At 55.3% G+C, this 19,376-nt stretch carries 20 protein-coding genes; all 20 read right to left on the bottom strand.

Translation table 11 applies throughout. The features are described 5' to 3' along the window. Window positions 1-51 precede the first annotated feature (51 nt). Complete coding sequence (locus ACFO9Q_RS21295; RefSeq protein WP_379185650.1) at window positions 52-795, bottom strand: glycosyltransferase; 744 nt, start codon at window positions 793-795, stop codon at window positions 52-54. After that, the gene (locus ACFO9Q_RS21290) at window positions 795-1,751 is read right to left on the bottom strand and encodes an NAD-dependent epimerase/dehydratase family protein (RefSeq protein WP_379185598.1); all 957 of its coding nucleotides are present in this window, start codon (window positions 1,749-1,751) and stop codon (window positions 795-797) included. Before ACFO9Q_RS21290 ends, ACFO9Q_RS21295 begins: the two co-directional genes overlap by 1 nt. After that, window positions 1,748-2,581 (bottom strand): dTDP-4-dehydrorhamnose reductase family protein, encoded by an 834-nt coding sequence (locus ACFO9Q_RS21285; RefSeq protein WP_379185597.1) that lies wholly within the window; start codon window positions 2,579-2,581, stop codon window positions 1,748-1,750. The genes ACFO9Q_RS21290 and ACFO9Q_RS21285 overlap by 4 nt, the downstream gene beginning before the upstream one ends. Next, the gene (locus tag ACFO9Q_RS21280) at window positions 2,578-3,561 is read right to left on the bottom strand and encodes a polysaccharide biosynthesis protein (RefSeq protein WP_379185596.1); all 984 of its coding nucleotides are present in this window, start codon (window positions 3,559-3,561) and stop codon (window positions 2,578-2,580) included. Before ACFO9Q_RS21280 ends, ACFO9Q_RS21285 begins: the two co-directional genes overlap by 4 nt. Next, window positions 3,551-4,648, bottom strand: a complete 1,098-nt coding sequence (gene wecB / locus ACFO9Q_RS21275) for a non-hydrolyzing UDP-N-acetylglucosamine 2-epimerase (RefSeq protein ID WP_379185595.1) — start codon at window positions 4,646-4,648, stop codon at window positions 3,551-3,553. Before wecB ends, ACFO9Q_RS21280 begins: the two co-directional genes overlap by 11 nt. Continuing rightward, complete coding sequence (locus ACFO9Q_RS21270; protein ID WP_379185594.1) at window positions 4,648-6,282, bottom strand: glycosyltransferase family 4 protein; 1,635 nt, start codon at window positions 6,280-6,282, stop codon at window positions 4,648-4,650. Before ACFO9Q_RS21270 ends, wecB begins: the two co-directional genes overlap by 1 nt. Window positions 6,283-6,424: 142 nt before the next feature. Continuing rightward, entirely contained in the window at window positions 6,425-7,603 is a 1,179-nt protein-coding gene (locus ACFO9Q_RS21265; protein WP_379185593.1) for a CgeB family protein, read from the bottom strand. After that, window positions 7,600-8,721: a CgeB family protein gene (locus tag ACFO9Q_RS21260; RefSeq protein WP_379185592.1), complete on the bottom strand. Its 1,122-nt coding sequence runs from the start codon at window positions 8,719-8,721 to the stop codon at window positions 7,600-7,602. The genes ACFO9Q_RS21265 and ACFO9Q_RS21260 overlap by 4 nt, the downstream gene beginning before the upstream one ends. Window positions 8,722-9,112: 391 nt before the next feature. After that, the gene (locus ACFO9Q_RS21255) at window positions 9,113-9,424 is read right to left on the bottom strand and encodes a hypothetical protein (protein ID WP_379185591.1); all 312 of its coding nucleotides are present in this window, start codon (window positions 9,422-9,424) and stop codon (window positions 9,113-9,115) included. After that, window positions 9,411-10,100, bottom strand: coding sequence for a hypothetical protein (locus ACFO9Q_RS21250; RefSeq protein WP_379185590.1), 690 nt, complete (start codon window positions 10,098-10,100; stop codon window positions 9,411-9,413). The genes ACFO9Q_RS21255 and ACFO9Q_RS21250 overlap by 14 nt, the downstream gene beginning before the upstream one ends. Beyond that, the gene (locus tag ACFO9Q_RS21245) at window positions 10,097-10,444 is read right to left on the bottom strand and encodes a restriction endonuclease subunit S (protein ID WP_379185589.1); all 348 of its coding nucleotides are present in this window, start codon (window positions 10,442-10,444) and stop codon (window positions 10,097-10,099) included. Before ACFO9Q_RS21245 ends, ACFO9Q_RS21250 begins: the two co-directional genes overlap by 4 nt. Window positions 10,445-10,474: 30 nt before the next feature. After that, the gene (locus ACFO9Q_RS21240) at window positions 10,475-10,762 is read right to left on the bottom strand and encodes a nucleoside-diphosphate sugar epimerase (protein WP_379185588.1); all 288 of its coding nucleotides are present in this window, start codon (window positions 10,760-10,762) and stop codon (window positions 10,475-10,477) included. 75 nt (window positions 10,763-10,837) lie between these two features. Continuing rightward, the gene (locus ACFO9Q_RS21235) at window positions 10,838-12,259 is read right to left on the bottom strand and encodes a glycosyltransferase family 2 protein (protein WP_379185587.1); all 1,422 of its coding nucleotides are present in this window, start codon (window positions 12,257-12,259) and stop codon (window positions 10,838-10,840) included. Between the two features lie 28 nt (window positions 12,260-12,287). Next, window positions 12,288-13,436 (bottom strand): GT-D fold domain-containing glycosyltransferase, encoded by a 1,149-nt coding sequence (locus ACFO9Q_RS21230; protein ID WP_379185586.1) that lies wholly within the window; start codon window positions 13,434-13,436, stop codon window positions 12,288-12,290. Then, complete coding sequence (rfbB, locus tag ACFO9Q_RS21225; protein WP_379185585.1) at window positions 13,420-14,448, bottom strand: dTDP-glucose 4,6-dehydratase; 1,029 nt, start codon at window positions 14,446-14,448, stop codon at window positions 13,420-13,422. The genes ACFO9Q_RS21230 and rfbB overlap by 17 nt, the downstream gene beginning before the upstream one ends. A gap of 2 nt (window positions 14,449-14,450) precedes the next feature. Next, the gene (locus tag ACFO9Q_RS21220; protein WP_379185584.1) at window positions 14,451-15,173 is read right to left on the bottom strand and encodes a sugar phosphate nucleotidyltransferase; all 723 of its coding nucleotides are present in this window, start codon (window positions 15,171-15,173) and stop codon (window positions 14,451-14,453) included. A gap of 22 nt (window positions 15,174-15,195) precedes the next feature. Then, window positions 15,196-15,945, bottom strand: a complete 750-nt coding sequence (locus ACFO9Q_RS21215; protein ID WP_379185583.1) for a glycosyltransferase family 2 protein — start codon at window positions 15,943-15,945, stop codon at window positions 15,196-15,198. Further along, window positions 15,942-16,997, bottom strand: a complete 1,056-nt coding sequence (locus tag ACFO9Q_RS21210; RefSeq protein WP_379185582.1) for a hypothetical protein — start codon at window positions 16,995-16,997, stop codon at window positions 15,942-15,944. Before ACFO9Q_RS21210 ends, ACFO9Q_RS21215 begins: the two co-directional genes overlap by 4 nt. A 13-nt stretch (window positions 16,998-17,010) precedes the next feature. After that, window positions 17,011-18,126, bottom strand: coding sequence for a glycosyltransferase family 2 protein (locus ACFO9Q_RS21205; protein WP_379185581.1), 1,116 nt, complete (start codon window positions 18,124-18,126; stop codon window positions 17,011-17,013). Between the two features lie 404 nt (window positions 18,127-18,530). After that, window positions 18,531-19,376 (bottom strand): WIAG-tail domain (locus tag ACFO9Q_RS21200; RefSeq protein ID WP_379185580.1); only part of this gene is annotated, 846 nt, incomplete at its 5' end.

The following is a 19,376-nucleotide window of genomic DNA, read 5'->3' as shown; positions in this document are numbered from 1 at the left end:
AAGGAGCTGACGCCATAGCTCCTTGAAGTGAACAGCCCTATTCATACTCTCTCATCTGATAGCCCGAATTCCAATCTGCGAGAGCAGTCTGCTCCATGAACCGGAATACTTAGCGAACAAGGCTCTTGACTCTTGCTCCGCCTCTGTCTTGTGACGGACCGTTCCCATCTCCTCATGCCATCGGTATGCGGTGAGCGGATCCTTCAGGAAGTGCATCGGATACCCCGCAAGCAGGACGCGGAACCAATAGTCCAGATCATGGGCATAGCGCAGCGATTCGTTGAAGGGACCGATCCGATCGAACAGCTTGCGCCGCATCATGACCGTACATCCATTGACTGGGTTGCCCTTAAGGAACGCGCGGTAGAAGGCATCCCTGTCATGTCCCGGCGGAGTGATGGCGAACTCAGTCATCCGGCCTGCTCCGTTAATGCAGTCGAAGGAGGTGTGGCTAATCCAAGCATCTGATTGATGCATCGCGTGAAGCTGCTTCTCAATCTTCATCGGATAGAATCGATCGTCCGAGCTAAGCCATGCTACATACTCCCCGCTTGCCAGCCGGAAGCCGTGATTCAATGCGCTTGCCGTTCCTCCGTTCGCCTTGCCGAGGTAATGGAATCTGCCTTCGTAACGCTTCAGCTTGTCGGTGTGCTTCGTGGATCCATCATCTACGACGAGAATCTCCACATTCGGATAGGTCTGAGCAAGCGCGCTCTCCATCGCCTCACTCACATAGGGGTCATTATAGAAGGGGATAACGATACTAACCTTAGGTTGATTCTCTATAGGCTTCATCATGAGCTAGATCCTCCTAGTTGCTGCCTTGCATCTTCAAGTGTGTCGGTAAGTGTGCGAAGGAACGGAATGCGGGGCTCCCAGCCGAGTCCTCGGATAGCTGAGGTATCTACCGGCTTCGGCGAGGCTCCTGGCACGGCTGCCTCATCCACAGTAACCTGCACAGCTGCGGTTGACATCGTCTTGAATTGCTCCGCAATATCTCCAAGCGTATAGAAGGAGCCAGATGCAATCGGGTAGATGACTCCCGTCTCCCCTTCCTTCAGCAGCAGCTCGTAGGCCGCCATGGCATCCCGAACATCAAGGAGGTCTCGTCTCTGCGTTAAGGAGGATAGACGGAACGGACTCGGGAGCTGATGACCAGCCTTAACTGCATACTCGGTCCGTGCAGTATGTCTGGCCAGCAGGGAGCAGAGTCCTGTGGATCTGCCTGGCCCGGCTAGATTCGAAGGCTCGGCGATGACCGCCTGAACGCCGTACATGACCGCCCAGCACTGAGCGGCAAGCACCTGCATCGTCTTGCTCACGCTGTAGGGATGCGGCGGTGCAGGCTGTTCACCGGATGCTGGCAGCAGGAAGCGAAGCATGGAGCCCGCGATGAGGATCCTCGTACGGGCTCCCTTCGAACGCACCGCTTCCAGCAGGTGGAGCGTAGCCATCAGATTCGTGTCCATATAGGCTAGAGGGGAAGTCCAGGAGGGTCCTGCTGCGTTCAGCCCCGCCAAGTGCAGAATATAATCCGGCTTGCAGCGTGCGACAAGCGCCTCTACGTCAGCCTCATTCGTCAGCTCGCACACTTCGAAGTGATCCGCATGCTGCAGCCGTCTCCTGTCTTCCTCGTCCGGCTCCCGCCGAAGGACAGCCGTAACCTCCATCCCTCTCAGGTGGAAGTATTCGCAAGCATGCTCGCCGCAGAATCCGCCCGCACCCGTAATCATGAGCTGGGGACGGTTCATTCGCCCCGCATCCATGACGCCAGCTCAGCCAGCATGACCGCATACCCTGGAGCCTGGTACGTCCAATCATCTCTGCTCGATACTAGGGTCCGATCGATGGAGATTGCCGAATTCGGCTCTATCATGAGGTCATGCTTGCCGAATGCATCGCGGAACAGATGCAGCAGATCATGCTTGGAGACCGACTGCGCTGCCGTCAGATGGACAAGACCGGCAATCTCAGGATGCTGAATGGCATACTGGATCGCCTTGGCAAGCTCCAGCGTCGTCACACCGTTCCACATCACCCGCTCATAGCCTTGAATGGTACCCTCCTGCTGCATGAACCAGTGAAGCAGACCAATGCCGTGGCTTCTAACCTCCGGACCGATAATGGAGGTGCGAATGGTCAGATGGCGCGGATGGTGCTTCACTTCGCCGAGCGCCTTCGTCCGGGCGTAGACGGTATGGCCGTCTGGCTCATCCCACTCTACATAACGCCCATCGTTGCCAGTGAATACACAATCCGAGCTAATATGAATGAGCCTTGCGCCGTGCAGGTCGGCTAGATGACCCAGCCAGTGCGGGAGCATCCCGTTCACCAGATAGGCCTGAAGCGGATCGTCCTCGGCCGCTTGATTCAGGATGCCTACTGCGTTCACGATAAGGTCTGGCTTCAGCCGGCCGACCAGCTCCTCAACTGCCTCTAGCTGCGTCACGTCCAGCGAATGTCCTTCGGAATCCCCCGCAGCACGGGTCGTATAATGAAGCTCAACATCCTTAGCCGTACGGAAAAACCGGACGAGTAAATGTCCGGCCATTCCGCTTCCGCCTATAATAAGCATTCTCATGAGAGGAACCCCCCGCGGTGAAGCATGGTTCTGATCTCTTCCTTGGTCATCAGGGATTGAGCAGAGGAGAAGCTGTCGAAGTCTACAGGAGGATAAGTGCTGTAGCGAGCGCGAAGTCCTGGAATATCAAGGGTAGGAAGAATGACGAGATATTCCTCATCATAGAGGACAGTGCTTAGGCTCTCGTAGTCGGTGAGCAGAATCTCATGTATCTTCTCACCTGGCCTAATACCTGTCTCCACCATATCAGCTTGAATGCCAACTGACTCCATCAGCACCTCGGCTAGATCGACAATTTTGCAAGTAGGCATCGTCATGACGAAGATCTCTCCGCCCTGGCTCTCTTCGGAAGCCTTGAACAGCAGCTTGATGGCATCCTGCAGCGTTAAGAAGAATCGAGTCATGCCCTTGTCGGTAATTCGAACCTGCTGCTTCGTCTTAATCTGATTCAGGAACAGGTGGATGACGCTGCCGTTCGTGCCAAGCACGTTGCCGCCCCGCACACAGACGAAGGTGGTATTGGAGCGGAGCAGGTTCGCATACACAATCAGCTTCTCACCTATAGCCTTGGTCATGCCGTAGAAGTTCGACGGATTCGCGGCCTTATCGGTGGAGATATAGATGACTCTCTTCACCGCATTCGCAATGGCCGCCTCAATGACATTCTGTGTGCCGATGACATTCGTCTTCAGCGCCTCGTAGGGCTGATCCTCACATACCGGTACGTGCTTAAGCGCAGCAAGATGGTAGACGTAGTCAACTCCCTCGCATGCCTTCATTAACGCTTCCTTGTCACGGATATCTCCAATGCAGAAGCTAAGTCTTGAGTCTTCGAATGCGCGGTTCATCGCCACTTGACTCGTCTCGTTACGGGAGAAGACGATGATCTCCTTCGGATTCTGCGGCAGCAATTGACGTATCAATTCGTATCCCCATGAGCCCGTACCCCCGGTCACTAGAATACGCTGATTATTGAACATTCCATTTCCCTCCAAGCACATATTTGACTACTGTATCTGACACATGCGGTGCCAGGTATCCATCAGGGGCCGCCCACTCGGAGGGGAGGCTGGTCATTACCTTCACGGCTTCCGCAATGGAGTCCGCATGGAGTCCGCTTACGACGTTGCTCCCGCAATCCACGGTCTCCGGCCGTTCTGTTGTCATGCGGATCGTGACGGTTGGGACGCCGAAGATGCAGCATTCCTCCTGAACCGTCCCGCTGTCCGATACGGCGCAGAAGGCATTCTGCTCGAGCTGAACGAAGTCGAAGAATCCGAATGGCTCATACCACTCTACGAGGGGATGCATCTGGACCGGCACTGCTCCGGAATCGAGCCGCGACTTCGTCCTTGGGTGAATGGAGCAGATGAGCCGCTTGCCCTGCTGCTCTGCAATCTGATTCAGACCATTCAGGATGCCGAGCAGATGAGGGGGATGATCGACATTCTCAGCACGATGAGTCGTCACCAGCACATAGTCGCGGGCGGTCAAGCTTAGGCGGTCCATTACGGTACTCTGGTCAATGAGCGGCTTATAGTGCTGAATAACTTCATAGATGGGATTGCCGGTACGCACAATTCGGTTCGAAGGGAAGCCCTCGCGAAGCAAGTTGTTCTTGCTGTATTCGGTGTAAGGCATATTAATAGAAGAGACCGCATCGATAATACGGCGGTTCTTCTCCTCCGGCACGGTCAGATCATAGCAGCGGTTGCCCGCTTCCATATGAATAACGGGAATGCCCATCCGCTCCGCCAGAATCGCACACAGCGCACTATTCGTATCACCGAGCAGCAGCACGACATGAGGCTTCTCCGCCAGCAGTATCTCTTCCATTCGGGAGAACATTCGGGACAACTGCCCCCCCAGCGTCTGTATACCTTCGCCAAGCATATAGTCCGGAGCCCTTAGAGACATCTCTTCGAAAAAAACATCACTAAGCGTCCGGGAGAAATTCTGTCCCGTATGCACCAAAACATGCTTCTCCGCAAGCCGGTCCAGCTTCCCAATAATAAGACTCAGCCGAATAATCTCCGGCCTCGTGCCAAGGACAGTTAATACTCTCATCAAGCGATCCTCCTCTTGCCCTCTCGAATGCTCTTCCTCCGGCCGGTGCGCCTGCCGGCTCTCCCCCGCCTCGCACCCGCTCTGCTTCGGCCCACCCTTGCCTTGCTTGCGGCAGGCTTGCTTCGGCGGCGTCCGCTCTTAGCTCTGCTGCGGGATCGTCTGCTCGCTCGTGTCCCAGACTTCAAGCGACGGCGGCGGAGTCTGCGGCGGCGAGTACGCCGCCGTGATGAACGCGGCTCACGTGTAGCTGCATGCAGGGTAGGCGTAGTCTGTTCACCAATTGGAGCACCCTTCGGCAGCGCAGCGAGAATATCATCCGGAAGCGTCCGTACCTCCTCGAACGAATGTCCTTGCGCGAGGAAGGCATCTTCGCTTGCGAAGGGATGCAGCACCCCGTCTTCGAAGGCATAGACCGTCGGGATACTTCCCCTTACCAGCCTGAGCGGCACGAAGCCTTGAATGGTTAGTGAATTAAGGAATTGATGCAGCCTGGTTCGATAGGCGGATAAGCCGAATGCTTGCACGACAGCTTGCTGGTTATGCCTGCTTACCAATTGAAGTCTGCGTTCATCTGCAAGCAGGGAACCTGCCTTCGCCGTTAATCCTGCAATATCGCCGGCTGGGGCAATGTAGGCTTCATTCCCCGTCGCCGTTCCGATCTCCTGAAGTCCTCCAGAGCTGTACACGACGACCGCCTTGCCGAAGATTAAGCCTTCCATTGCTGTCAGTCCGAATCCTTCAATCGTTAGGCTGGGAACGACGACGATATCCATAGCCGGATAGATCTGCTCAATGTTCTCCTCGAATCGCACCCAGCGGAACCGCTCCAGGCACCCCCGGCTCCTAGCTATGTCCAAGCAGCGCTCGAAGTACGGGGTATCTACCGGATTGCCGACAATGAGGAACATCGCCTGCGGATAGACCGCAGCGAGCTGCACCGCCATATGCATGTAATGATCTAAGCCCTTGCCTTCGTAGAGAGCAGAAGCGATGAACCCGACTACCCGGTGTTCCTCCCCGAGTCCAAGCTGCTCTCGGCGGGTCATACGGGACTCGGGCCACGATGCAGGATTGTAGTCGGCTGCATCCCATGATGGGTAGATGATGGATATCTTGTTGTGCAGGCTTAACCGATGGAAGGGCGCAGCAGTTGATCTCGAGATACAGATGAGGAAGTCGGAGTACTCGTTCAGGATTGACAAGGAATGAGACGTATATGGCGTCTCTCTGATCGTCTCCATCACTGCCCATACGACTGGGATACCGAGCGCCTTGGCTGCCATGGCTGGAAGCGGATGAACGCTAGTGTTCACTAATGCGACATCCGGCCTTCTCTCCAGCAGCAGGCCGACGAGCATGGACCACTCTTCACTCTGCTTGCTCTTCTCAATATCCAGATACAGCTGAGGCTGAGCGGTGTATAAGGTGACGACTAGGGGAATGTTGAGTATGATAACGGGAATTCCTGCAGCTCGAGCTTGCCCTGCAAGAATGCCCTCATTCGGCACCACTAGAGTACAGAGGAAGGATGTGCGCAGCTCACGCAGCATGAACATCAGCAATCTCTCTGCCCCTGTGACATAGGCCGGACTGCAGATATGGGAGAATACAATCATACTTGGCTTCGTACGCAAGGAATCCTCTCACCTCCTTCTAACCCCGGTAGTACATCATATTGACAAGGCTTCTTCCCTGCAACGACACTTGTTACGGCTACAATCGCACATTCCTCGCTTGCCAGCCGTCCGCTGCCGTCCCTTCGTGGAATCCACCCACCTATGGGAAGAGCAGACCCAGCATAACGTTCAGCCTGTGCGTATACGTATGCTCCCTCCTCGTGCGAGCCATTCCTCGCAGAGCGATCTCACGCCGTTCGTCCTCATGCGTGAGATAATATTCAATCTTCTCAATCATCTCTTGCGGAGAAGAGTAGGTGACAATCTCAACTCCTGGCGTATAATACAGCGCGAGATCATCGCGTATATCCGTCAGCTGCAGCGTCGCGCAGGCTGAGATCTCGAACGTTCTAGGGTTAGGAGAGTAAGCCGGAATGAGCGCAGAGTTGTTATTGAACGTCTCATCATCATGGGCTCGGTGCATGTTGATGACGATTTTGGAACCATTGTAGGTATGGGCAGTCTCGAGCGGATCCATCCAGCGGCCAAGCGTAATCTTGGGCTTCAGCAATTGGAAGTCCTTCAGCCGCTCCCACCATATGCCGGAGATCAGCGTATCCTTGCTCGCCAGATAGGGGGCTGTCTGATTGAAGAACTCGACACGCTTCCAGTACGCTGAGCCGACGAAGCTAATCTCCTTGCGCATGGCACGCGGAGGATTCATCGGCCTGAATTCAGACGGATTGACCCCTAGAGGCAGATAATAGACACGCTGACACCCGAGCCTCTGATAGTACTCCACACAATTCCGCTCCAGTGTGAATACCTCGTCGTACAGCGGAGCGAGTGTTGAAGTAATGTCCGTGTAATAGGGATCATCCGTGAACCAGACTGCGGTCCGAATACCGCTCGCCCTCATCGCAATGATATGCTTCGCGTCGAACTGAAGGCCGTCAAGGACAAGTACAAGATCAGGTCTTAACCGCTCTGCAATCTCCGCTACCGGCTGATTGGCATCTATGACGGTCAATTGACCGACTAGACCTCTAAGCGCGCTTGCTACCGCCTCATCCAGCGGGGAATACGGGAATCCCTTGCCGGTTGCAACGTACAGGATGTGGACGGAGCGAATGGGCATAGGAGGGGGAGCGATTCGGCTTACAATGGATTCGCATTGCCCGAACCAGTAGCCGTGGTCCCAGCCTGCACGATATCCGGCAGCCTTGCCTTCAGCCCTTGCATGACGCAAGACTGGGGCTGGGCGTGTCTTGCGGAGTGAACGAATCGCCACTTCCTTCATTCCTTTCCATGGTGTGACTTGACTCCGATGCTTAATCATTGGGGATTGGGATCGACTAGCGCGAGCAGCTGCTGAATTCGTATGATGAAGGTATGGTCCTGGAGCGTTCTTCTTAGGCCCCGGATGGCAATCCTCTGCCGTTCTTCCTCATGGCTCAGGTAATGCTCAATCTTGGCCATGCACTCCTCCGGTCCGTTGAACGTATCCAGCTCATACCCTGGCCGATAGTAGTTCGACAGGTCCTCTCTCACATCCGTTAACTGGAGCGTTCCACAGGCCGAGATCTCATAGGTTCTAGGATTAATAGAGCGCCCGGGGTAGTTCAGCTCGTTCTTATTGTCATACCCTGCTGTAGTTATGCGGTGAATGTTCACCACAATTCTGGCCCCGTTGTAATACTTGATGGACTCCTCCACCGGAAGCCAGCCCATTCGAATGGCATGCTTCAGCCGGTCATACTTGGTGAGCCGTTCCCATAATCCTCCTGCGATGAACACCTTCTTACCCTGCAGCCGCTCAGCCATCGCATCGAACAGCTCCACTCGGTTCCAGAACGCTTGGCCGATGAAGCACACATCGCTCTGATAGGCCCGATCCACCTTGAATGGCTTGAAAAGACCGTGATGCACGGCAAGCGGCAGATAGTGAACCTCTCTGCAGCCGAGCTGGCGATACAGTTCAGTCGTGCTAAGCTCATGAGTTAGAATGACATCATAATGCGGCGCAACCTTAATCGTATCCCCGGTCACATAGGGATCATCAGCGAACCAGATCGCTGTACGAATGCCCATGGCACGAACCGCATCTGCTTGCTCGAGATGATTGTCCGGGAACACATGCAGCCCGTTCAGCACGAGCATCAGATCCGGCCGTATTAATGAGGCTTGCTCTGCCATACTTGAGGAATGACCAATGTGCACTTCTCGGCATACTTCCCTTAGCGCCTCGGCTACCCCTTGGTCAATGGCTTCGAACCCTTGAGGAATATATAGAATTCGCAGTCTGCTCTTCTTCACTTCCGGGACGGGGATGCACTGCATAACTGCCTCTGCCGCTCCGTCGCGCCAGCCGATCGTGCGGCCGGCCTCGTACCCTTCCCGCATCCCTGTCTGGAAGGCGTTAGCTTGTGCAGATTGTCTTACAGCTCTAGGCTTCAACGAACCACTCCTCCGCCTTACCAGCATTCTGTCTCTTATGTATATGCGCCGCCTGTCTATGGCACATGGTCACTTGTCCTCCCCCTGCCAAAATTGGCGCATGACCATTGCAATCTAGCAGCGCTTGCTAGACTTGCAGCTTGGTAGAGTTGCGGCCGGCCTCGGCGGCAGCCTGCAGCGCCAGCCTCTCCCGGCGCTATTGCACCCAACTAGCCTCCTCCTCCTGCTGCAGCGCCACATTCCGGCGCTATTGCACCCAACTAGCCTCCTCCTGCTGCAGCGCCACATTCCGGCGCTATCGCCCTGCGCCAGCAGGCGTTAGCCCGCAAGAGCAGCTAGCATAATGAAGACCCCCAGCTCAACTTGTGAGCATGGGGGTCTCTTTCTTACCCTATGGCTGCTGTTCATATGCCAGCTGATGGCCGTCCTCGAAGCCTTTGGCGAAGCCTGAGTTGTAGCCTTCATTATAGGACTGGTCGAAGCCTTGATTGTAGGCTGCCTCGATGCTTTTGCGTCGCTTCTGTCTGACCGGCTTCTTGCGGCGGCGGAGACTGCTGCCGCTGCCCTTCTTCGTGCCGCGCAGCTTGCTCCTCTTCTTAATCCCAGTGCCTGTCCGGGTGCCTCCTGTCAGCTTGCGCTTCGTGCGAAGCGCTGTCTTACGAGTCTTGCGCCTTGGCGACAAGACCTTCTTATTCTTCTTCATCCCCTACGCCTCCTGATAAGTCTCCATTATGCAATGGCTCCCTGCCAGCTCCAGCAGCTGGACGGAGATGACCGCTTGCCAGCCATGGCGCGGGCGGGAGGCCATGACGCTTCTGTCTGCTTCGCCATGATATACCGCTAACCGCTTCGGTCAGCGTCTCTTGCAGTCCGGTTATTACCCGGATATTGTCACGTATATGCTTAGCGAGCTGAGGGGTATGTTCAGCTACAGCAGCGACACTCTCTAGGATTGATGCAATTGCATGCTGGCTCCGGGCAAGGGATCCTAACAATTCGAGCTTAACCCTTCGCTCTTCAGCTTGAACCAGACTCCATATGACGCCAGCCTGGTTCATTGTGCGATCCCGCCGCCGCTCTGAACCTATTGACCACTCACTCTCCCGATACAGCAGCCCACCAGTCATCGGCTCATCAGCACCGCCATTACCGTCATCCCCAGCTACATGGGTATCCCGCCCGTATTGCACACTTTTATACCCAGCCATCTGGTTATCACGCCCGACCTCACCGCCGCAATTCCCAGCCTTCCGTCTACTCAACCGCTCGTGCCCATCAGTCCGTCCGCCTTGGTGACCACGATCTTCAGCCAGCCTCATCCTGCCTGCACCTGCGACCATCCGAATGCCGCTGACCGTCCCGCTGCCATGGGAATTCAATCCTTGTCACCGAATTCCATTGCGTTGCCGCCATACATCATGCCGCCTCCGCTGAAGCTGCCCCCCTCGCCATCCTGCCCGAGTACAGCCTTCAGGACAGACACCATTCCTTGGCTTAGCTTGGTTACACCGTCAATGACATCAATTACCTCATCATGCAGCAGCATCGTCTCCTTAAGCTGATCCTGATGCGCTTCAAAAACCCCGTTGTTCACATGGTTGCACAGCCAGTTGCGCACCTTCTCCGCTTCCAGCGCCTTCGCTTCCAGAATCATAGCTACATTCCATTGCAAGCTTGCGGAGGCGGTCAGCATTCTCCTATACGCCTGTTCCCGTTCAGACATGTCAGAATACTCCCCCTTCCTTGTCAGCCATTATTCTTCTTCAGCACCCTCGTATTCACGCATAATGATGGCGAGCTGCGAAGCCATCGTCTCCTGCAGATCAGCTATACTATTCAAGTAGGCTACTACGTTCTTCGTCACGGTATGGGCGTTGTCGATTAAGGCGTCCACACCTTCGAAGTCCGGACGCTCATCGGGCAGCGCATGAACGAGCTGTGCCATCCGAACGGCAACATGCCGCTTGGCTTCCAGCACTCGGGCCAGCTGTTGATGCGAGTGTGACATATGCACCATAATCTCATCCTTCAATTGCTGCATGACAGTCCCTCCCTGCTGTTAACAGCATATGCGAAGGCAAGCGGTGTGATACTCCGCTTGCCTGTATGCTCCGTTCTATAACAATTGTCTCATTCGAACCGGCGATATAATGGGCAGCCCCTCCGGCAGCTCTGTCCATGCTTCTTCCGTCATGGAATAGTCAGACCGCTCATGAATACCCCATACCTCGGCTGTTCTGCTGCTGACGATGCGGCGCTTCGCCCCGTGCTCGAGGTAGTATAGGAAGCCGTCGCTGCCTTGTACCTTCACACCGTGAAGCCCCCCGTGCTCAGACAATCGGCCAGCAAGCTCTTCCCCCCTGATCGACTCCCCTAGCGGCCACCTTCTGAGCGTAACAAGTGGCAGACGAACAGTCGGAGCCAGCTCCGAATGGTCACCCTCGATCGGACGTCTAACCCCATTCTCGATCCAGTACAAGGTGTCCCCAAGCCCACTCACCATCATCGCCTCGGGATAGAATGCATTCTCACCCAGCGGTGAGGGTACTACACCTGCTCCTGCTCTTACTCCTGCCCCTGCTCCTGCCCCAGCTCCTGCCCCAGCTCCCGCTCCAGCCTCCGCATCTCTGCCGCGCATAGCCTTGACCCGGAACACGACATCATGAGGGTTGCTCCACTTCTCCATATAGAACTGCTTGTTACGGTTATTCACTTCGCTTATCTTCTCGCCAAGCGCCTTCATACTGACACTGCCGTGATGATGAATGAAGCAGTCCCCCGCTATGACCATCGAATATCCTTGCAATCTAACCCTGATGTTATAGTCATCGTCTTCGTAGTTGCCAATCTGATAGCCTTCATCCATATATCCAATCTGCTCCCACAGCTCCCTGCGGAACAAGAGGCAGAATCCGGTAAGCCGATCCGTCCGCTGCCAGCGTGCTGGATCCGACTGATTGTTGTCCCTGGCGAACTCCGGCATATCCTCGAGATTGTGATAGGGGACTTCAATCTGCTGTTCGCCGCTTATATAGTTCGTGACGGGACCAACCATCCCAATGGAAGGGTCACTGTTCAGACAGATTAATAGATTATCCAGCCAGTTGTCGGTCAGCAGCGTGTCGTTATTCAGGAGGAGCATCGTCGTCCCCTTCGCCATCATCATCCCCATATTGACCGCGCCGGCGAATCCGTAATTGTGATCGAGTATCTTGTACCGCACTTGGCCGTCCAGCTTCTCCAGATAGGCGCTTGTCCCATCAGTCGATGCATTATCCACTACGATAATCTCATAGGAGAGATCGGTATTGTCCATAATGCTCGCTATGCATCGCCTTAAGTAGTCCACCCCGTTGAAGCTGGGAATAATAATACTCGTTCCGTCAAAATTAGCACCATAACTGGCTAGCCCCGCTTCCCTTCCCTGCTGATACCCTTCCTCAAAACCAGCCAATCGGCCCGCTTCCGCCTTCTTGGCGGGAGAGCTAGTGACAGTCCGGCGTCTGAGCCGGCGGACTGGACGTCTGTTACGTCTCATGGTCATCCTCTACTCCCCTGTAACTTGATTAGAACTGCACTTGCCCCTTCGTAATCCGATCAGCCATATGGCCAAAATCCAGCGCAACCTTCCCGAGCTCGCTTGCTATTCGCACAGACAGCACAACCGCTGGAATACCTGCGGCCACCAGCGCTAGATCGAAGTCCGCTGCTCTCGCCTCGGTCATGACCCGCTCAATGTCGCCGAAGCCCTTCACCGGTGACACAACCCCCGTCACCAGGCAGCCTGCCGCGATGAGATGCTCGGCTAAGCCAGGCGCCGCATTGCCGACGACCAGAATCTTCCTTCCTTGCATCAGACGCATGAGCAATCCCGTCTGGAACAAGGAATAGTTAATGGTCGATTCGGTTACACGCAGCGTCCGAATATCAATCTGATGACCCTTAAGTACAGGGTACAGCAGCGGTTGATAATGCTTGCGCCGTGACAATGGCACGCCGACGATCTGTGCATGCCGAATCGCAAGAGCCAGCTGATCCCGTGCATACAAGTCCGGGACGGTTACTCCTGCATAGGGGAGGAACGCGCCTTCCGATAACACAGTGTCTTGGTCATAGACGATATCTTGGGATAGAGCAAGCAGCTCGCCATCGCCAAGCCGGATTACCGAGCATGGAAGCCGTCCCTCGAGCGACCGCTCCATCTCCTCATAGACAGATTGGACGTCCTGCAAGGCCATGTAATGAGGGGCAAGTGCACCGACACCGGCGGCAATGACGTCCTGCAGCTCGATATTCGGAAGCAGCACATAAGGCGGACAGACCGACTCGAGCAGCTTCTCGCCGCCTTCGTAGCGGGCTAGCTCCAGCTCTTGCCTGCGAAGCAGCTTCCGCTCGGCAGCATCTGCCGATCCTTCGGGGGCGATCTCCGGGCTGCCGGCTTGCAGGTCGGCTTGCTGGACCGCATCACGCTGAGCAGCTCGCCCCTTCAACTTCCTGGACCGCTTCCTGTTCTTCCTTAGCCGCCCCAGCTTCGTCCCCTTCGCAGTGAGAGCCGGCTTAACCGGCTTAACGGGCTTAGCTTGCTTGGAGGTGCTTGATCCTGCGGGCGGGCTAGCAGGACGTTGCTTAGGCTTAGACATCTTCTGCACCGGCTTCGGAATCAGCTTCTTAGGGCTGCTTACCTGGAGGGGCGTTGTCCTAGCTTGTGCCATCATCCCGCTTCACTCCGTTCCCTCTCCGCTTGCGCTCACCAGCACGAAGCAGAGGCTGCCACCACAACCTGTGATGACTGTACCACTCTACCGTATCGCGGAGTCCGCTCTCCCACTCTTGTTCCGGCTTCCATCCGAGTTCCTGCGTAATTCGAGAGGCATCTATTGCATATCTGCGGTCATGTCCAAGCCGATCATTGACATAAGTGAGTAAGGATTCCTGCTTCCCGAGAATACGCAGCACGGATCTTGCGACGTCCAGATTCGTATGCTCGTTGCTGCCGCCGATGTTGTACACCTCTCCCGGCGTTCCTCGCTCAAGTACGAGCTGTACCGCCCGGCAGTGATCCTTCACATGCAGCCAATCTCTGATGTTGAGCCCGTCTCCATAGATTGGCACTGGCTTGTTCTCTAATGCTCGAGTAATGAGAGTCGGAATCAGCTTCTCGGGATATTGAAGAGGTCCATAGTTGTTAGAGCAGCGCGTAACCATGACAGGCAGTCCATACGTGTGGTAAGCCGCTCTCGCGAGCAAGTCGGATCCGGCCTTGCTCGCCGAATAAGGGCTGTTCGGAGCTAGCGGTGATTGTTCCGTGAACAGCCCATCCGGCCCCAGTGTACCGTACACCTCATCAGTCGACACATGGACGAATCGTCCCACTTGATACTTAATGGCAGCGTGCAGCAGGTGATGAGTACCAAGGACATTCGTTCTAACGAAGATTCCCGGGTCCGATATACTCCGGTCCACATGCGATTCCGCAGCGAAGTGTATGACCGCATCATAACCGGAAGCCATCTCCGCCTCCAGCTTCTTGTGATCGCATAGATCCAGCTTCACGAAGCGGTATCGCGGGTGATTCGCGATGCCCTCCAGATTATGAGGATTGCCCGCATAGGTGAGAGCATCCACATTCGTAATGGAACAATTGGAGTCATTCTCCAGCATATGCAGAATGAAGTTGCTGCCGATGAACCCCATTCCACCTGTGACGAGCAGTTTTTGACCGGCCATGATTACTCATCCTCCTCCTGCATTCGACCTGCAGCCTCATACAGGGAACCGAATGTACCCGCATCCGTCCACCATCCGGACATCTTGCGATAAGTGAGCAGCCCTGCCTCCGCATAGACATTATTCAGATCTGTTATCTCCAGCTCGCCCCGCTCGGAAGGCGTCAGCTTATCAATTAAGGAGAATACATAGGAGTCGTAGAAGTAGATTCCCGTCACGCAATAATTGGACCTCGGCTCACTAGGCTTCTCCTCAATGCTCGTAATCTGTCCCGAATCGTTGAAGACGGGAATACCATATCGCTCTGGATCATGCACCTGCTTCAGCAGCACCATTGCGCCGCCAGGCTGGTCCTCGAAGACGCTGGCGTGGGAGCCAAGCGACTCCTCGAACAGGTTGTCGCCTAGCAGCATGACGAACTTCTCGCCATCCTTCACGTAAGGCTTCGCTAACATGAGTGCTTCTGCAATTCCCCCTGCTTCCTCCTGTATCCGGTAAGTGATGGATACGCCGAAGTCACTTCCGCTTCCCAGATACTGAATGAACAGACCCGCTGACGCACGCCCGGTAATGAGCAGAATCTGCTCGATGCCGGCCTCCTTCAGTCTCTCAATGGCGTAGTAGATCATCGGATACTTACCGACCGGCAGCATGTGCTTGTTCATCAGCCCGGTGAGCGGACGCAGCCTGGATCCTGTTCCGCCAGCCAATATCACTGCTTTCATAATAACCCTCCCGCAATTCGAATTAAGTCATGAAGACGGCAGGATCAATACTCCACTTGTCGATATAACGCTGCCGATTCGTCTCTACCAGCCGCTCCAGCTCTAGAGGAGCTTGCCGCTTGAAGCTTGCGCTGCCCAGATGGTGGACGAGCACATCTCTGCATATGCGAAGCTGATAGCCGTTCATTCTGGCTCTCAGGCAATAATCGTCGTCTTCATAATGTCCAGGGGAGAATCTCTCGTCCAGATCCCCAATCCTGTCATACAGCTCCCGCTTGAAAAGCAGGCAGAAACCTATTAATCTCGTGGCCGCTTCCCACTGCTCAGGCTGGCTCTGATTGACCGCAGCTGCTATCTCAGCGAATTCCTGCAGGTTGCTGAAGGTTACCTCCACCTGCTGCTTACCGCTGGCATAATTGGTAGTAGGACCTACCATTCCAATTAGGTCGGAGCTGTACAAGGCGGCAAGTAAGTTGCTTAGCCAGCTCTTCGTGACGGTGACGTCATTATTAAGCAGCAGCAGACTGTCACCTCTCGACATGCGAAGGCCTCGATTGCAGGCACTGGGGAAGCCTTCGTTGCGAGACATGGCGATGACCATCATTCTCTGCTGCCTGCACCACTCTGCCGTCTGGTCTGATCCACCATTGTCCACCACAATAATCTCATAGGGTGTACTTATAGGATCCGTATATTGTCTGATCGAGGCAACAGCTTGCTGAAGAAGCTGCAAGCCGTTGTAAGTAGGGATAATAATTGAAGTTAATCTCACAGCCCTTGCCTCCCATGCGACAGCCGCTTGCGCGAGCCATCGGTAAGCGACAGACGGCTTCCCTTAATCTCAATGGCTTGATGCAGCGCCTCTACATAATCCCCAAGACGAAGTCTTGATAGATCGGCACTCTCCCTCTTCCTTACACTTGAGATAGGAATAGAGCCGCATACCTTCATGGTCAAGCCGGCTGCGACCAGAGCAGTCTGAGCCTTCGCCGGTACCATGAGCTGCTGGCTGCTAAGGTGCTGAAGGGCTTGTCGCGACAGCGCATGCGGCAGGCGATGCAGCGAATTAGCTCCTAGATCGGCTCTTCCGATTGAAGTGTTGACGAAGGCCGTCACCCGCGCAGGGCCATCCCATTCGGTGAACAGCCCTAGTGTAGAGTGATAGTCGCATAATACGGCATCCGCGCCAGCTTCAATCATTAGCAGATAGGGAGCCAGCTGCTCTGCTGATAGCACCAAGCCTCCGTGAACGAAGAGAAGGCTCTCTGTCCTGGCAAGCTTAGCTCCAATTGCTCGCTCTACATCCTCTTGCACATCGTCCGGATGGTATACGACGGTTACTCGGCTATCCATGCTGGAGGGCTGGGGGAGGCTTGAAGCTGCCCCTGAATGAACGACCGTAATCTCAGCCAGCGGCAGACGGCACAGCTCCTGGAGCACAGCAGCTGTTAGGATAGGGTCTCGCACACCGACCACTACCGCTCCAGCCTCACGTCTAAGCGGGAGCATGACGAGCCGGTCGCTTCCCCGGACCTTGCCCTTCGTGCTTCTCCAGCCTTCTCGGAAGGCCCGGCCCGCCTTCAGTATAGCGGGGAGCTTATCAGGACTGATCACTCTTCCGTTGCTGATCCACTGCTTCGTGAATGCTTCACTCATAGCCTTCACCTCAGCCTTCGTGTCCGTTGGGTCATGCTGCACATGGCGTTGCCCCCATCGCTTGCCCGCTGCGGCCATCTCCTTCTCCAGCAGTCCCCTGCGCCCTGCGCCTTCAGATCCCCTGCGACGGCTGGTGCGGGTCCTGCGTCTACCAGGCATTGCCTTCATATGCTCACCCACCTCACCTTACCATCTCCCGACTGCGATGCTGATCCATGAATCCGCCCCGCTCGCCAGCTTGAGAGGTCATCCATGCAATGGCTTCCAGATGGTCTCCTAATATGACAATCTCTAGCGGGCTCACTCTCTCCCGTTCCAGCCTCGGCGGGTTCAGCTTGCCTACATTCACATAATGGACAGGTTCTACTCGAAGACCAAGCCGTACAGCCATAGCGTGCGCAAGCGGCGGAACAGACAGCGCTTCAGCACCGATGTGCTGCAAGGCATTCCGGCTAATCGCGTGTGGAATGGCCGTCATCGAAGTGCCTCGAAGCTCCGGGCGCTCCAGCATCGTGTTAAGAGCATGCTTCGCAAGCACGACGCTGTGGACGTTCTTCTTCGCCACCGGACCTGAGTAGTCATTAAGCGCGACGTCCACCCCTTGCAGGACAGCATGGACGAATGGCCGCAGCTTAGCCGCAGGAATGACCATATCCCCATCAATGAAGAGAAGCACACTCCCTCTCGCAGCTTGCGCTCCGACACTGCGTCCCACGTCGTGGCCGAGCGGCTTGTCGTATACCAGCAGTCTAGCTCCTGCTCGCTCAGCGATCTGAATGGAGCCATCCGTTGACCCGTTGGCTACTACGATAACCTCCGTCAGAGGATGTACCGCTGCGGCCTCACGCAGCACGCGGCTGAGCGTCCGCCGTTCATTCATGACAGGGATAATGACCGACACAACGGGATCCTCTGCCTGAGCCCTAATAGGCACACTCTGATAGATATTCTCTGTGCTGCCACGCATCGTGCTTTTTTTAACAAGCGCTACTGGCTTGGCAGCGTGATTTTTTATGACCTTCTTCTGAGGAGGAAGAGAATGCCGCCCAGGACGCTTCGTCCCGCGCTTCGTCTCCTTCGGCCTAGAGGCTCGCAAGGTTTTGCGCGGCTTGCTGTTTTTCGTCACGGTTCGTTTTCTGCTTGGAACGGCGGCCCTGCTTGCCTGCTTGCGCTGCTCTGAAGACAAGACTGGCTTGACGAAGAGCTTGCGTACACTTCGCAGCTGCGCAGCCCGCCCCGCCCTCCGGGCACTTGTCCGACTGAGCCTCATAGGCCGACCCTTGAATGGAGCATTCATCTGTATCACCTCTTTGGTTATGCCCTATCGTTCGTGCATACCGCTTTCGGGGATTTTACAACACATTGTATGTGGCACCTAATGTTCTGCAACGGCATATGTACAGGTCTCAAGACGCCAGCCTTGAAAAATAAAACAAACAACAAGCCGCCAAGGAAGCGATTGGCGCAATCTTAGGTGTGCCGGGTTACGGAAAGGGTGTTTTCCTTCTTTCCTTCACTATCCCCTTCACTCAGGTTCATGTTGGAATAGCTATAATGATCTGATCTGAGCGAAGGGGATAGTGAGCAAAAGGAGAAAAAACAGATGGCGACTGCAACTAAACCAGTAAATACTGGCTGACCTAATCATACAAAAAGCCAGCGGAGGTCCGCTGGCTATTGGCTGCTGTCTTCATCGCTTCGTTACTTGCTTCCAATTGCAATCCAGTTCAGGCAGCCTTCCGGCTCCGGCCCAATTCGTGTCCGAATGACGGAGAGGATGGCGCAATCTGGATACTTATGCTTAATGCTGGCGTAGCAGGAGGCGTGCTCGGTCATCGCAGTTAAGACGTAGCGATTGCTATTGAAGGCCTCCGGGAATATGATCTTAAGCTCAATCTCTTCGCCCTGGCCCCGGAATGAGTAATCCGACAGACCGAATTGTTGAAGGGCTGCTCCCTGCGACCCTGCCGCAATGACAGGGGAGAAGGTAAGCTTCGCCGGGGAGATGGAACGATTCTGAAGATGGCGCTCCTGAATAATCTCGGGACTGAGATGCTCGGCATTCACCGCTGAGTCGCTAAGATGTACCGAACCGATGGATCCGGCTGACAGCTTATCTCCCGTTACGCAATAGCTGCTAAGATGCGCTTCTTCGATGCACCCGTTGTTCAGCGTGAAGCTCGTTATCAATCCTGGTACCAGATGCTCCGCTGTAATAGCATGGTGAGCAACATGACGAGACTCAATAGCGCCGTCTGCCACATGGCGGGACTGTACACTGCTAACGGACAACTTCTCCGATGTAATGCTGTACGGGGTAAGCTTGCTGGATGCGATGGCTCCGTCAGCAATCTTATCCGCCGTGACGCTGCCGTCTGCCAGCTTATCATTGAATACGCTGCCTGCCGCTAGCTTGCTAGCGGTAATGCAGCTATCCGCCAGCTTATCTTCAGTGACGCTGCCTGCTGCCAGCTTCTCTTCAGTGATACTGCCTGCGGCCACCTTCTCCGAGGTGACGCTGTCCACTGACAGCTTGCTCGCGGTGAT

Source organism: Paenibacillus sp. GCM10023252 (assembly GCF_042653305.1).
GTDB lineage: Bacteria > Bacillota > Bacilli > Paenibacillales > Paenibacillaceae > Pristimantibacillus.
Note: the sequence above shows the minus strand (reverse complement) of the source record. Positions and strands in the feature narration are given on the sequence as shown.

Excerpts from the sequence above, each read along its gene's own strand:
- ACFO9Q_RS21255 (WP_379185591.1), bottom strand. The coding sequence starts at position 9,424 with ATGAAGAAGAATAAGAAGGTCTTGTCGCCAAGGCGCAAGACTCGTAAG.
- ACFO9Q_RS21265 (WP_379185593.1), bottom strand. The coding sequence starts at position 7,603 with ATGATTAAGCATCGGAGTCAAGTCACACCATGGAAAGGAATGAAGGAA.
- ACFO9Q_RS21235 (WP_379185587.1), bottom strand. The coding sequence starts at position 12,259 with ATGAGACGTAACAGACGTCCAGTCCGCCGGCTCAGACGCCGGACTGTC.
- ACFO9Q_RS21230 (WP_379185586.1), bottom strand. The coding sequence starts at position 13,436 with ATGATGGCACAAGCTAGGACAACGCCCCTCCAGGTAAGCAGCCCTAAG.
- ACFO9Q_RS21220 (WP_379185584.1), bottom strand. The coding sequence starts at position 15,173 with ATGAAAGCAGTGATATTGGCTGGCGGAACAGGATCCAGGCTGCGTCCG.
- wecB (WP_379185595.1), bottom strand. The coding sequence starts at position 4,648 with ATGAGAGTATTAACTGTCCTTGGCACGAGGCCGGAGATTATTCGGCTG.
- ACFO9Q_RS21280 (WP_379185596.1), bottom strand. The coding sequence starts at position 3,561 with ATGTTCAATAATCAGCGTATTCTAGTGACCGGGGGTACGGGCTCATGG.
- ACFO9Q_RS21285 (WP_379185597.1), bottom strand. The coding sequence starts at position 2,581 with ATGAGAATGCTTATTATAGGCGGAAGCGGAATGGCCGGACATTTACTC.
- ACFO9Q_RS21295 (WP_379185650.1), bottom strand. The coding sequence starts at position 795 with ATGAAGCCTATAGAGAATCAACCTAAGGTTAGTATCGTTATCCCCTTC.
- ACFO9Q_RS21205 (WP_379185581.1), bottom strand. The coding sequence starts at position 18,126 with ATGAATGCTCCATTCAAGGGTCGGCCTATGAGGCTCAGTCGGACAAGT.
- ACFO9Q_RS21245 (WP_379185589.1), bottom strand. The coding sequence starts at position 10,444 with ATGTCTGAACGGGAACAGGCGTATAGGAGAATGCTGACCGCCTCCGCA.
- ACFO9Q_RS21210 (WP_379185582.1), bottom strand. The coding sequence starts at position 16,997 with ATGAAGGCAATGCCTGGTAGACGCAGGACCCGCACCAGCCGTCGCAGG.
- ACFO9Q_RS21290 (WP_379185598.1), bottom strand. The coding sequence starts at position 1,751 with ATGAACCGTCCCCAGCTCATGATTACGGGTGCGGGCGGATTCTGCGGC.
- ACFO9Q_RS21240 (WP_379185588.1), bottom strand. The coding sequence starts at position 10,762 with ATGCAGCAATTGAAGGATGAGATTATGGTGCATATGTCACACTCGCAT.
- rfbB (WP_379185585.1), bottom strand. The coding sequence starts at position 14,448 with ATGGCCGGTCAAAAACTGCTCGTCACAGGTGGAATGGGGTTCATCGGC.